Below are 12,722 nucleotides of genomic sequence, written 5' to 3' on the forward strand. Positions count from 1 at the left end.
CCACTGTGCTGACCATGCAGGACGCGTTGATCGCCTTGACCAAGTACTGGACCGAGCGCGGCGCCATGGTGGTGCAGCCATTCAACACCGAGGTCGGTGCGGGGACGCTGAACCCGGCGACGGTGCTGCGGGTCCTGGGTCCGGAGCCGTGGCGGGTGGCCTACGTCGAGCCCAGTGTCCGGCCCGACGACGCGCGCTACGGGGAGAACCCGAACCGCCTGCAGCAGCACACCCAGTTCCAGGTCATCCTCAAGCCCGACCCGGGCAACCCCCAGGAGCTCTACCTGGGCAGCCTCGCGGCGCTCGGTATCGACGTGGCCGGGCACGACGTCCGCTTCGTCGAGGACAACTGGGCCTCGCCCGCCCTCGGCGCGTGGGGCCTGGGCTGGGAGGTGTGGCTCGACGGCCTGGAGATCACCCAGTTCACGTACTTCCAGCAGGCCGGGGGCATGACGCTGGACCCGGTGTCGGTGGAGATCACCTACGGCGTCGAGCGGATCATGATGGCGCTGCAGGGCGTCGACCACTTCGCGAACATCGCCTACGCGCCGGGCATCTCCTACGGCGAGGCGTTCGGCCAGGCCGAGTACGAGATGAGCCGGTTCTACCTCGACGACGCCGACGTCGAGAGCCAGCGCAGGCTCTTCGAGGAGTACGCCGCCGAGGCCCGCAGGCTGCTCGACGCCCGCCTGCCGGTGCCCGCGCACGTGCACGTCCTCAAGTGCTCGCACACCTTCAACATCCTCGACTCGCGCGGCGCGGTCAGCACCACCGAGCGCGCGAAGGCGTTCGCCCGGATGCGTGGCCTGGCCCGCGAGGTCGCCGCCCTGTGGGCCGAGCGCCGCACCGAGCTGGGACACCCGCTCGGCACCGCCGAGGTGCCCGCCGCGGCGCCCGCGCCGACCGAGTTCGCCGACGTCAGTGGCGACAACACGCTGCTGTTCGAGATCGGCACCGAGGAACTGCCCCCGCACGAGGTCACCCGCACCGCGGAGTCCGTGCGCCGCGCGCTGACCGAGAAGCTGGCCGCGACCCGACTCGTGCACGGCGACATCACCACCTACGCCACCCCGCGCCGCGTCGTCGCGATCGTCGACGGCGTGTCCGACCGTGAGCCGGACGCCGAGCGCACCGTGCGCGGCCCGCGCGAGTCCGCGGCGTTCGACGCCGACGGCAACCCGACCAAGGCCGCCGCCGGGTTCGCCCGCGGCCAGGGCGTCGACCCGGCCACGCTGCAGCGCGTCGACGTCGACGGTGTGACCTACGTGGGCATCACCAAGACCGACACCGGCCGCGGCGCGGTCGAGGTGCTCAGCGGGATCCTCGGCGAGGTCGTCTCCGAGCTGCGCTCGGACAAGAACATGCGCTGGAACGACCCGAAGCTGTCGTTCACCCGCCCGGTCCGCTGGCTGCTCGCGCTCCTCGGCGACACGCCGGTCCCGGTGGTCGCGTCCTCGCTCGTCGCGGGCTCGACCACCCGGGTGCACCGCACGGCCGCGCAGGCCGAGGTCGCCGTGGCGTCCGCCGCGGACTACCCGGCTTTCCTTGCCTCCCATGGCATCGTGGTCGACCAGGCGGAGCGCCGCGCCCGGATCATCGCCGCCGCGCAGGAACTCGCCGCGACGGTCGGCGGCTCCGTCGACATCGACGGCGAGTCGGCGCTGCTGGACGAGATCACCAACCTGGTCGAGGAGCCCAACGCGCTGCTCGGCTCGTTCGAGGAGCGCTACCTCGACCTGCCCGCCGAGATCCTCACGACGGTCATGCGCAAGCACCAGCGCTACCTCCCGGTGCGCGCCGCCTCCGGTGAGCTGCTGCCGCACTTCGTGGCCGTGGCCAACGGTTCCTGCGACCACGACAAGGTGCGCGCGGGCAACGAGGCGGTCCTGCGGGCCCGCTACGAGGACGCGAGCTTCTTCTGGCGTGCCGACCTGGAGACCCCGCTCGACAAGATGAAGGTCGGGATCACCAAGCTTGCCTTCGAGGAGAAGCTCGGCTCGGTCGCCGAGCGCGCTTCGCGAATCGGTGCCGTGGCCCAGGAACTGGCCCGCGGTGTCGATCTGTCCGAAAAGGACACTGAGACGCTGGCCCGGGCGGCGGCCCTGGCGAAGTTCGACCTCGGCTCGCAGATGGTCATCGAGCTGACCAGCCTGGCGGGCACCATGGCCCGCGAGTACGCCCGCCGCTCCGGCGAGACTGAAGCCGTCGCCCAGGCCCTGTTCGACATGGAACTCCCGCGCGGCGGTGGCGGGGCGGTCCCGTCCACGGTTCCGGGTGCGCTGCTGGCCCTCGCCGACCGCTTCGACCTGCTGGCGGGCCTGTTCGCCATCGGCGCCAAGCCCACCGGCAGCTCCGACCCGTTCGGCCTGCGCCGCGCGGCCGCGGGTGTCGTGGCGATCCTGCGGGCGCACCCGGTCCTGCGCCCGATCACCATCCCCGCGGGCCTCGCCGCCGCCGCGGACCGGGTTCGCGCCCAGGGCATCGAGGTCTCCGACGCGGTCCTCGCCGACGTCGCCGAGTTCGTGGTGAAGCGCTACGAGCAGCACCTGCTCGACGCTGGCAACGCCCACGACCTGGTGGCCGCGGTCCTCCCACTGGCCCACGCCCCGGCCGCCGCCGACGAGACCCTGACCGAACTGTCGGCCCGCGTCACCGACCCGGACTTCACCGCGCTGGCAGCGGCTCTGCAGCGCGTCCGTCGGATCGTTCCGGCCGACACCACGTCGTCCTACGACCCGGCGGCGCTGGTCGAACCGGCCGAGCTGGCCCTGCACGAGGCCTTCGTCAAGGCGCGCTCGGCGGGGTCGGACCTGGCCGGATTCGCGGAGTCGGCGTCGGTGCTCACGGCTCCGGTGAACACGTTCTTCGATGAGATCCTGGTGATGGCGGAGGACCCGGCTGTACGCGCGGCCCGCCTAGGCCTGCTCGCCTCGATCCGCGACCTCGCCGCCCCCGTCCTGGACTGGCAGGCCCTAACCACCAGCCTGGAGAGCTAGCGGGGGGCTGGCCGCCCGCCTCCCAACCGCACCTAAGGGGACCGGAACGCAACCCAGCCACCGGTACCCAGCGAACTGAACGGCACCAACCCACGGCGACCACCGGAGTTGATTTCGGGGAGGCGGAACCGCGTTAAGGGCATCGCCTCGTACCGCGCGCCCAAGTGGTGCTGAGGCACTGGCGACACCCGCCGTGAGGCGGTCGGACGGGCGTCCGACCACCCAGCGCGGGCTCAACACCGGGTTGCTCCGCAAGGTTCCTGGGGCGAGGGTCAGGCGCCCAGATCGGCCACCGCGTCGATCTCGACCCGATACCTGGGGTCGATCAGCCCGCTGACCTCGACCAGCGTCGCGGCCGGGCGCGGGTGCGGGATGACTTCACGAAGGACCTCGCGGACCACGGCGAGATCACCGAGGTCCCGCAGGAAATACGTGAGCTTCACGACCGCGCCCCAGTCCACGCCGTGCTCGGCGAGGATGGCGTGGATCTTGCCCAGGACCACCCCGGTCTGCTCCGCCGCCGACTCGGGTACCGATCCGTCCGCGGTGGACGGGACTTGGCCCGCGACGTACAGCGTCGGTCCAGTGGCCACCCGGCTCATTGAGTAGACGGCATCGCTCATGCCGTCCATTCAACGCGATCCGGGACTCAGTCGTCTTTGACGCGGGCGTGCAGGTGCATGTCGTGCCAGCCGTCGGTGTGCAGCGCCTGCCTGCGCATGACGCCCTCCAGCGGAAACCCCGCCCGCTCCGCCACCCGACACGACGGCGGGTTGGCGGCGGAGTGGTGCACCTCGACGCGGTGGAACCCCGCCTCGTCGAAGACCCAGGTGGTCAACGCGGTCAGCGCGCGTGCGGCCACCTGACGGCCGCGGGCGGCGGGCAGCACCCAGTACGAGGTCTCCACCAGTCCGTCGACGAAGTTCAGTTTCCGCAGGCTGATTTGGCCGACCAGCCCGCCACCGTCGACCACTGCCCAGCCCGCTCCGGTCTCCTGGCGACACCGGTCGGGCTGCCGTGGCCCGCGTCCCAGGTCGACCTGCTTGTCCGGTGGCGGCCATGACGCCGATGACAGCGGATCCGCTATCACGCAGCACGCTCGTTGGTGGCCTAGCGACCTGGAGCGACATGCGGTTCGGGTAAGAATCTTGGTGGGGAAGTTGTCGATTCTCGCCTCGCCCGTTCGTCGTCCGTACGAGAACAAGAGAACTAGAAGGGGAGCCCGACATGGCTCAGTACGCGATCCTGCTCTACTCGCCCGCGCCCGCCGACCCGATGGACATCACCGAGGCCGAGCTGGCGGCGCACGAGGTGTTCAACAAGGAGATCGAGAAGCGCGGCACCCAGATCCTCTACCCGCAGGCCCTGCAGCCGAGCACCACCGCCACCACGGTCCGCGGGGGCGCCATCACCGACGGGCCGTTCATCGAGTCCAAGGAGGTGCTGGCCGGCTTCTTCCTGTTGGAGGCCAAGGACTTGGACGAGGCCCTGGAGATCGCCAAGCTGGTCCCGACCACGCCCGGCGGCGGCGTCGAGGTGCGGCCGATCTTCGAGCCGCCCGCGGAATGACTGGCGCCCCATCGGGGACGATCAAGCCGGTAGCCTCCGCCGCATGACCCAGATCGAACGCGCGGTGGCGGACGCGCATCGTCGTGAGTGGGCCTTCGTGCTCGCCGCGACGACGCGCGTCGCCCGGGACATGGACCTGGCCGAGGAATGCGTGCAGGAGGCGTACGCCACCGCGTTGCGGGTCTGGGAGCGCGACGGCATCCCCGATAACCCTGGCGCCTGGCTGACGACCGTCGCCAAGCGCACAGCCCTGGATGCGTTGCGCAGGCAGAACGTGTTCCGCTCGAAGCTTCCCCTGCTCGTGGAACCGGACGAGGCCGACGTGAACGATTCCGCTGAGTCGACCGGAGACGTCATACCCGACGACCGGCTCCGGTTGATCTTCACCTGCTGCCACCCGGCGCTGTCGGGTGAGGCGCAGATCGCGCTGACCCTGCGCCTGGTGTGCGGTGTGAGCACGGCCGACATCGCCCAGGCGTTTCTGGTCTCCGAGGCCACCATGGCCGCACGCGTGACCCGGGCGAAGAAGAAGATCTCCGCCGCCCGCATCGCCTACCGGGTCCCCGCGGCCGAGGAACTCCCCGACCGCCTCGACGCCGTCCTCACCGTCATCCACCTGCTTTTCACCACCGGATACACCGCGCCTTCGGGTGACCAGTTGGTCCGCGCCGATCTGATCCACCGCGCCCTGGACCTCGCCAAGATGCTCCGCGATTTGATGCCCGACGAACGTGAGGTTTGGGGTCTGCTCGCCTTGTTGCTGGTCACCGACGCCCGCAAGGCGACCCGCGCCGACGCCGAGGGCCGCCTCCTGCTCCTGGAGGAACAGGACCGCACCGCCTGGGACCAGGGCGCCATCGAAGAAGGCCACCGCCTGGTTTTGGACGCCCTCCGCGGCGGCCACCCCGGCCGTTTCGCGCTGCAGGCGGCCATCGCCGCCCTGCACGCGACCGCCCAGCGGTACGAGGACACGGACTGGCCGCAGATCATCACCCTCTACGACGCCCTGATGGAGGTGTGGCCGTCACCGGTGGTCGCCCTCAACCGCGCGATCGCCCTCACGATGGTGCTCGGCCCGGCCGTGGGACTGTCCGAGATCGAAGCGCTGGAAAGCGACGGCAGGCTGGCGGGCTACCGCTACCTACCCGCCACCAAGGCGGACCTCCTGCGCAGGCTCGGCCGCGATGCGGAGGCGGCGGAGGCCTACCAGGCCGCCATCGCCCTGGCCGACAACGACGCCGAACGCGCCTTCCTCACCGCCCGCCTGGCGGAAGTCAGCTGACCGTCTACTTCAGATCGCGGCCCAACCGGAGCGCGTCTTTGCTGACCCGCTTCATCTCGTTGCGGTGCGCCTCGGGATCCGGGTCCTTCGTGGCGGAGTCGCTCTCGACGATCACGACGTCCTTCTCGTACTTGTCGGCGGCGAACCCGCCCTTGCTGAGCCGGTCGAGCCCAGGGGCCGTGGCGGCGCGATCACGCACGATGTCGGCGACGCTGCCGGTTTCGTCCTTGCGCACCAGCTCGAACAGGGCCGTGGCGTCGGCGTCGGACCGCATGCGCACGACGGCGACGGAACTGTAGGCGACTCGGCCGTCGCTCAGGGGCGTGGTGAACAGGGCGCGGGTCAGCTGCTGGCAGACGGTCGTGGCCAGGAAGCGCTTGGTCTGGCCGTAGGCGTGGTCCGCGCAGTCGCTGTCGAGGACGGCGGCGGCAGGCTGGGCCGCGCGGGTGAAGGTGAACTCGTGCTTGGCGACCGGGGCGGGCGGCTCGGGCTCGGAGTCGGTCAGCGCCCAGACACCCAGTCCGACCAGGGCGGCGACGAGGACGAGGGCGGCGGCGATCTTGACGGCCGTGGCGCGGCTCGGACCGGTGCGACGCGGTGGGGGCGGCGGCTCCTCCCGGCGCAGCGACTCCGGCAGCACGTCGGGCAGTGCGCTCAGGATCAGCGAAGGGGTGCGGGAGTCATCGAGGGGCCGGGGCGGGAACGTCGGCGTCGCCCGGCGCCCGGATGAGGATTCGGGGAATGACACCGCCCCAACCTATCGGCAATAGGCGTGTGTGGACTGTGATCTATTCGAGATTGTCGGCCGGGCATGCGAACATATGTTCGTGTCGAGCCGCGCGACGATCCTGCATGCCGACCTGGACGCGTTCTACGCGTCGGTCGAGCAGCGTGACAAGCCGTGGCTGCGCGGCCGCCCGGTGATCGTCGGCGGTGGTGTGGTGCTGGCGGCCAGCTACGAGGCGAAGGCCTTCGGCATCCGCACCGCCATGGGCGGCGCCGAAGCGCGGCGGCTCTGTCCGCGGGCGATCGTGGTCCCACCGCGGATGTCGGCGTACTCGGCGGCGAGCAAGGCGGTGTTCGAGGTCTTCCGGGACACCACGCCGCTGGTCGAGGGCATCTCCATCGACGAGGCCTTCCTCGATGTCGCGGGCCTCTGGCGGATCGCCGGGACCCCCACCGAGATCGCTACCCGCTTACGCGCCGAGGTCCTGCGCCGAGTCGGCCTGCCGATCACCGTGGGCGTCGCCCGCACCAAGTTCCTCGCCAAGGTGGCGAGCGCGGTGGCCAAGCCGGACGGCCTGCTCGTCGTCGAGCCGGAGGGTGAGCCGGCGTTCCTGCACCCGCTGCCGGTCGAGCGGCTGTGGGGCGTGGGCAAGGTGACCGCCCGCAAACTGCACGAACTGGGGTTGACCACGGTCGGTGAGGTGGCTGATTTGTCGGAGTCGGCTTTGATGTCCATGCTCGGCCGCGCCTCCGGCCGACACCTGCATGCCTTGGCCCACAACCGCGACCCCCGCCGCATCCGAGTGGGTGTCCGCCGCCGGTCGATCGGCTCCCAGCGCGCCCTCGGCCGTAGACCCAGGACACACGCCGATCTCGACGCCACCGTCGTAGCCATAGCCGACCGCCTGGCCAAACGCCTCCGCGACGGCAAACGCGTCTGCCGGACAGTGACACTGCGCCTGCGTTTCGACGACTACACCCGAGCCACCCGCTCACACACTCTCGCCCAGGCGACCGACGACACCGCCCAGATCATGGCGGCGGCAAGAACCCTGCTGCGCACCGCGATGCCGATAATCGACGACCAGGGAATCACCCTGGTCGGCTTGACGCTGGCCAACTTGAGCAAGGACAGCGCGGTGCAACTGGCCTTCTCCTTCGAAGCCTCGGACACCTCGGAACTCGACGTGACGATCGACGGCTTACGCGACCGATTCGGCTCGGTGGCGGTGACGAGGGCGGTGCTGCTGGGTCGGGACCCGGGGATCTCGGTGCCACTACTACCCGATTGAGGTGACCCGGCAATGGACCCAATCCCGCTTTGTGGCTACATTGGAGGCAGTAGATGTGGCTACAGGAGGTCGGCATGGAGGTTGGCGTGCGGTCATTGCGCGACGGGTTGAGCCGACACCTGGCCGTGGTGCGTGGCGGCGGCACGGTGACTGTGACCGATCATGGTCAGGTGATCGCCCGAATCGTGCCCGCGGGCGCTCCGACGGCGTTGGAGCGACTCGTCGCCGAAGGCAGGGTGCAGCGCGCGAAGCGTCCAAAGCGCGCGGCGCCGAATCCGGTGCCCGCGGACGGTCTCGTAAGTGACCTTGTCGCAGAGCAGCGCCGTTGATCGTCTATTTCGACACGTCAGCGTTTGTCCCGTTGTTGGTCGCGGAGCCGAGCAGCGAATTCTGCGGCAGGCTGTGGGACGAGGCGGACACGGTCGTCACCAGTCGATTGCTTTTTGTGGAGACCGCTGCCGCTCTGGCCCAAGCGTTGCGACTCGACCGGCTGACCGTTCGAAGCCATCAGTCGGCGCTGCGTGGCTTGCGGCGGTTGTGGGCGGAGATGGACCTCGTCGAGGTCGACGAAGATGTCGTGAGCCGGGCCGCTGAGCTCGCTCAGTCGTGCGCGTTGCGTGGTTATGATGCCCTCCATTGCGCGTCTGCCGAGCGTCTTGACGGCAGCGATCTAGTGGTGGCCAGCGGTGATCGCAAGTTGCTGGAGGCGTGCGGGTCGATTGGGCTGACAACAGCGGATGTCAACAGACCCTAGCTCGGCAAACGAAACCGGGGCCCGCCACACAGGCGGACCCCGGTTTCGAGAGAAAGCAACCTACTTCGTCGGGAACACCCGAACGGTCATCGTGCTGTCCTGCTGCGACAGCACCCGAATCCCCACACCCACCGCGGGCAGCTTCACGCCCGCGGTCGGCTGCTGCGGCGACCAGAACGGGCGTCGGTCATCGAACAGCGGCTGCGCCGCCTTGCCGCGCACGTAGCTCGGCTTGCCCTGCGCGTACAGGGTGAACGAGTCCGACTTCTGCAGCGAGAACGGCGCGTCGTACCCGGCGACCCGGGGGCGCCAGGCGGTGCCCTGCAGGTTGTAGATCGGGTCCGGGTTTGCGTCGACCATCAGCATCAGGCCCTCACCGGGGTGGGCGCTGGTGTTGTTGTCCAGCTGCGAAGTGTCCCAATAGGACACGAGCAGACCGTTCTGGTACGGGAACCGGGTCGCCCAGTTGGGCTTGTCGGGGTGGCCGTAGTCGTACGGGCCGACCTGCAGGTAGCGGTCGTACGACGTGTACGCCCGGTAGGTCGCGATGTAGAAGTTGTCGTAGAACTTCGACTCCTTGCCAGTGGTGACCCGGAAACCCTGAGCCGTCCAGCCGTTGTCGCCTGCCTCCGCGCCGTCGGTGAAGATCGGTGCGCCGTCGGCGGTGATGGAGATCTGGTCGGCGCGGAAGCCGTCCATGATCAGGCCGCCGTCGGTCTGGTAGCGGAACCGCAGCTGGGCGTTCTTGCCCGCCAGGGAGTCCAGCGGCACCGACACGTCGACCCAGCGCCCGCCGGTGACGTTGGTGATGGCGGGCTGGCCGACCGCGCTGCGGGTGAACGGCTTGCCGTCGGCCACACCGTCGAGCGCGGTCCAGGTGGCGCCGCCGTCGACCGAACCCTCGACGTAGAGGAAGTCGCAGTCGCAGTCCTCGATGTCGTAGAGCGCCTTGAGCTTGAGCTCCGCGGCTGACTTGCCGGTCAGGTCGACCGTGCGGGTCAGCGTGTTCGACAGGTTGTCGCCGCGCTCGCTCCACCACATGTGGGTGCCCTCGGTCGGGGTGCCCAGCAGCGTGGTCTTCTCCTTGTCCGGCAGCACGACGACCAGACCCTGCGCGTCATCGGTGTTGTACGCGTGCGGGCCGAGCTTGAGCTTGGTGTCCTGGCCCGCCACGACGGTCTCGTAGTCCAGCCAGCCGAGCTGCATCTTGTCCCACGCCGAGAGGTCGTTGGCGCGCAAGCCGATGGGCTCGTCGCCCGCCGAGACGCGGCTCTGCCCCATCAGCGACCACCAGTTGACGCCGTTCTCCTTGCCGCCGCCGGGGCCGACCGTGTCGTAGTGGTCCGGTAGGCCCAGGTCGTGGCCGTACTCGTGCGCGAACACGCCGAGGCCGCCGTTCTCCGGCTGCATCGTGTAGTCGCCGACCCACAGGCCGGTGTCACCGATCTGCGCGCCGCCCAGGGGGTTGCCCGCGGGACCGGCGGTGGTGCTGAAGAAGGCGTACCAGCGGTGCGCCCAGATCGCGTCCTCGCCCTGGGCGGGGTCCGCGTCGGACTGGTCGCCGCCCGCGTGCACGATCTGGAAGTGGTCGATGTAGCCGTCGCGCTCGTTGAAGTCGCCGTCGTGGTCGTGGTCGTAGCGGTCCCACGTGTCGAACTCGGCGAGCTCGGTGCGGATCTGCTCGGTGGTCGCACCGGCGGCCTGCCGGTCGGCGACCCACTGGGTCACCGAGTCGGAGACCAGGTTCCAGCTGTTGCCGCAGATTCGGCCGCCGCACGGGAATCCGTTGGACCGGCCGTAGCGGGCCTCGTTGTACTTGACCTTGACCCAGTCGGTGACGGTGCCCTCGACCGAGTAGCGGCCCGAGGACTGCCGCTCGTAGAACGTCTTCACCGATTCGACGCCGGGGGCGTTGGAGAAGTACAGGTCCTGGTAGTGCTCACGGCCGTAGTTCGGCTGCCAGATCGTCTTGTTGTCCACGGCCCGGTTGGGCTGCGCGATCTCGTTGTGCCGGGGACCGTCGAACCGCGCGGGACCCGGGGTGGCTGGGTCGGTATCGCGGTCGGGGAAATCGGGGTGCCGCTCGTCGCCGAATTCGGCGAGCACGACGAAGATCTTGTCGGTCTTCTCCCGGGCCAGCTCCACGTACTGTGCGGGCGTGGCCTGGGCGGTCCGCGAGCCGGTGCCGTCGCTGAGCTTCACGACGGTGCTGGCGCCGCGCTTCTCGGCCTTGGCCTCGCCCTTTAGGACCCTGGCGAGTCCGTCCTGGCGCATCTGCCTGCGCTTGTTCTCGGCGGGCGAGACCAGCTCGTCGGGCGCGTTCTCGACGCCCCCTTGCGGCGCGGCGGCGGGCGCGGGCGCCGCGTTCGCCGACATCCCCGGTAAGAAGCTGATACCCGCGACCGCCGCGATCGCGACGACCATTCTGCGACGCACGCGTCCTCCTGTGGTGACTTCGGTGGAGATAGGTTTCCGGTGGCGATAGGTAGAGTCGCAACGTAGGCGAGAACGCATGAGTCGGTTATCACGAATTGAATACATGCCGACGTTTCGGCCATATCAATCGGCTATAGCACGCACTGATAGGCCGAATAGCGTAGGACGAATGTCGGAATGAATTCGTCGGCAAACGGCGGAGTATTCGGACGGCTAGCGGATGATCTTGCCGCCGTCGACCCGCCACAGGCTCTGGTGCTCGGCGTCCGGGCCCGCCAGCACGAACAGGGTGTCGCCGATGATTGTCGCGGCGGTCACCATGCCGGTCGGGCCCTCGGTGGCCAGCACGGTCCAGTCCGCGCCGTCCGCCCGGGCGATCTTGACCTGTCCGCCGTCGGACACGACCTGGACCACGCGCAGGTCGATCTCCACCGGCGCGGGCAGCGGGTCTTTGTCGCCGACCGCGATCGGGAGAACGCCCGGCAGCCGCGTCCACGTCCCGTCGATCAGCCGCCAGACCGCGAGCTTTCCGTCGACCTGGCCCGCCGCCGCGCAGGTGCTTCCCTGACACGCCAAGGAGATCGCGCTCCCCGTGGATCCGGTGTCGGGCAGCGCGGTCTTCGTCCACCCGGCGACGCCCGAGGCCGAGCGCCACGCCACCGGCGTCAGCCGGTCGTCGGCGAGCTGCCAGCCCGCGACCACAACACCTTGGTCCAGCGCGGAAGCCGCCATCGGGAAGCCCAGCGCGGCCTCGGTGCTTTCCAGGGCCGTCCCGGCCGAACTCCGCCGCGTCCACGTGTCGCCATCGGCCGTCCACGTCGCGACGTCGAGCCCGACCTGTTCGCTGTTCCACGAGCCGACGAGGGCCGGTCCGACCGGCGTGATCACGGCCGCGGTCAGGTCGCCCGCACCGTAGCCGCCGAAAGTGCTGAAACCCTGCGGCTTCTCGACGACCCCGGACGCGGACCCATCCCACACGCTCCACCGCACGTTGCCGTGCGCGCCGCCGCGCTCGCCGCCGACCGCCACGATCCGGCCCGCGTCGACGTCGATCGACTTCCAGGTCGCGAGCAGGCCGTAGGGGCTGACCCCGCGCACGGGGATCTCGGTGAGCGTGCCGTCCCCGGCGCGGCGCAGCAGGCCGGGAGTGGTCGCCTGCCCGTCCCGGCGTACGCCGATCACCAGGGCGTCGCCGTCCACGGTGAGCGCAACCGGCGCGGCGGGCAGGTCGACCTTGGTGAACATGACCGTCGGCGTCGAAGAAGCGGGCGACGAGCATCCCCCGAGGAGCAAAGCCGAGATCACCACGAGTCGTGCCGCGCGTCCGCCCATGTCCAGCAGTATCCCGTTTTCCGTCGGTGAATCAAGCGATCATGAGATGGTGGCGGGGAAGGGGAGCGCCCGATTGTCGAAGCCTGCGCCCGCTCGGGTTCGCCTGCCCTGGTGGGCACCGGCGTTCGCGTGGCGTACCGCGAGATGTGGCCGGTGGGTGCGGCTGTTGGTTGCCGTGGTCGGTTGTCGTCACGGTCCCCTGAGGCGGCGGTCGGATAGCGCGGCCGTTTTGTCAGACACCGCAATGGGTGAGCCTCTGGAAACCGTGGACGGCACCGCCAAACGGGCCGATCGGGCAGTCGGAGCCCGGAGGGCGTCGTGATGTCCTCTGTGGA

The 12,722-nt window shown here is 69.8% G+C and carries 11 protein-coding genes; 6 read left to right on the forward strand and 5 right to left on the reverse strand.

Going from position 1 to position 12,722, the window contains the following annotated elements; all coding sequences use genetic code 11:
* Window positions 1–14: 14 nt before the first annotated feature.
* On the forward strand, window positions 15–2,996 hold the full coding sequence (locus ACUZ2Y_RS25655) for a glycine--tRNA ligase (RefSeq protein WP_476332070.1): 2,982 nt from the start codon (window positions 15–17) through the stop codon (window positions 2,994–2,996).
* A 272-nt stretch (window positions 2,997–3,268) separates the two neighbouring features.
* Here the strand turns inward: ACUZ2Y_RS25655 and ACUZ2Y_RS25660 are convergent, their stop codons facing one another.
* Together ACUZ2Y_RS25660 and ACUZ2Y_RS25665 are read right to left on the reverse strand one after the other, a co-directional pair.
* A complete protein-coding gene (locus ACUZ2Y_RS25660; protein WP_476323511.1) occupies window positions 3,269–3,619 on the reverse strand; it encodes a RidA family protein in 351 nt (116 codons plus the stop codon).
* Window positions 3,620–3,645: 26 nt separating this feature from the next.
* Window positions 3,646–4,086: a GNAT family N-acetyltransferase gene (locus ACUZ2Y_RS25665; protein WP_476323514.1), complete on the reverse strand. Its 441-nt coding sequence runs from the start codon at window positions 4,084–4,086 to the stop codon at window positions 3,646–3,648.
* 137 nt (window positions 4,087–4,223) lie between these two features.
* Here ACUZ2Y_RS25665 and ACUZ2Y_RS25670 point away from each other — a divergent pair, with 137 nt between their 5' ends.
* Both ACUZ2Y_RS25670 and ACUZ2Y_RS25675 read left to right on the forward strand, forming a co-directional pair.
* Window positions 4,224–4,565, forward strand: coding sequence for a YciI family protein (locus tag ACUZ2Y_RS25670; protein ID WP_476323517.1), 342 nt, complete (start codon window positions 4,224–4,226; stop codon window positions 4,563–4,565).
* A 43-nt stretch (window positions 4,566–4,608) separates the two neighbouring features.
* On the forward strand, window positions 4,609–5,847 hold the full coding sequence (locus tag ACUZ2Y_RS25675; protein ID WP_476323520.1) for an RNA polymerase sigma factor: 1,239 nt from the start codon (window positions 4,609–4,611) through the stop codon (window positions 5,845–5,847).
* 4 nt (window positions 5,848–5,851) lie between these two features.
* Here ACUZ2Y_RS25675 and ACUZ2Y_RS25680 read toward each other — a convergent pair whose 3' ends face one another.
* Window positions 5,852–6,595, reverse strand: coding sequence for a hypothetical protein (locus ACUZ2Y_RS25680; protein WP_476323523.1), 744 nt, complete (start codon window positions 6,593–6,595; stop codon window positions 5,852–5,854).
* A 73-nt stretch (window positions 6,596–6,668) separates the two neighbouring features.
* Between ACUZ2Y_RS25680 and dinB the strand changes: the two genes are divergently transcribed.
* The 3 genes from dinB (at window position 6,669) to ACUZ2Y_RS25695 (ending at window position 8,619) form a co-directional block, all read left to right on the forward strand.
* Window positions 6,669–7,865 carry a DNA polymerase IV gene (gene dinB / locus ACUZ2Y_RS25685; RefSeq protein ID WP_476323526.1) on the forward strand — a complete coding sequence of 399 codons (1,197 nt, stop codon included), beginning with the start codon at window positions 6,669–6,671 and terminating at the stop codon, window positions 7,863–7,865.
* A gap of 74 nt (window positions 7,866–7,939) precedes the next feature.
* On the forward strand, window positions 7,940–8,194 hold the full coding sequence (locus tag ACUZ2Y_RS25690) for a type II toxin-antitoxin system Phd/YefM family antitoxin (protein ID WP_476323529.1): 255 nt from the start codon (window positions 7,940–7,942) through the stop codon (window positions 8,192–8,194).
* Window positions 8,191–8,619: a type II toxin-antitoxin system VapC family toxin gene (locus ACUZ2Y_RS25695; protein ID WP_476323532.1), complete on the forward strand. Its 429-nt coding sequence runs from the start codon at window positions 8,191–8,193 to the stop codon at window positions 8,617–8,619. The genes ACUZ2Y_RS25690 and ACUZ2Y_RS25695 overlap by 4 nt, the downstream gene beginning before the upstream one ends.
* A 60-nt stretch (window positions 8,620–8,679) precedes the next feature.
* Here the strand turns inward: ACUZ2Y_RS25695 and ACUZ2Y_RS25700 are convergent, their stop codons facing one another.
* Together ACUZ2Y_RS25700 and ACUZ2Y_RS25705 are read right to left on the reverse strand one after the other, a co-directional pair.
* Entirely contained in the window at window positions 8,680–11,055 is a 2,376-nt protein-coding gene (locus tag ACUZ2Y_RS25700; protein ID WP_476323535.1) for an immune inhibitor A domain-containing protein, read from the reverse strand.
* Between the two features lie 213 nt (window positions 11,056–11,268).
* Window positions 11,269–12,387, reverse strand: a complete 1,119-nt coding sequence (locus tag ACUZ2Y_RS25705) for a hypothetical protein (protein ID WP_476323538.1) — start codon at window positions 12,385–12,387, stop codon at window positions 11,269–11,271.
* Window positions 12,388–12,722: the final 335 nt, after the last annotated feature.

Source organism: Actinokineospora sp. UV203 (assembly GCF_056323665.1).

Excerpts from the sequence above, each read along its gene's own strand:
- ACUZ2Y_RS25655 (WP_476332070.1), top strand. The coding sequence starts at position 15 with ATGCAGGACGCGTTGATCGCCTTGACCAAGTACTGGACCGAGCGCGGC.
- ACUZ2Y_RS25660 (WP_476323511.1), bottom strand. The coding sequence starts at position 3,619 with ATGAGCGATGCCGTCTACTCAATGAGCCGGGTGGCCACTGGACCGACG.
- ACUZ2Y_RS25670 (WP_476323517.1), top strand. The coding sequence starts at position 4,224 with ATGGCTCAGTACGCGATCCTGCTCTACTCGCCCGCGCCCGCCGACCCG.
- ACUZ2Y_RS25675 (WP_476323520.1), top strand. The coding sequence starts at position 4,609 with ATGACCCAGATCGAACGCGCGGTGGCGGACGCGCATCGTCGTGAGTGG.
- dinB (WP_476323526.1), top strand. The coding sequence starts at position 6,669 with ATGTTCGTGTCGAGCCGCGCGACGATCCTGCATGCCGACCTGGACGCG.
- ACUZ2Y_RS25690 (WP_476323529.1), top strand. The coding sequence starts at position 7,940 with ATGGAGGTTGGCGTGCGGTCATTGCGCGACGGGTTGAGCCGACACCTG.
- ACUZ2Y_RS25705 (WP_476323538.1), bottom strand. The coding sequence starts at position 12,387 with ATGGGCGGACGCGCGGCACGACTCGTGGTGATCTCGGCTTTGCTCCTC.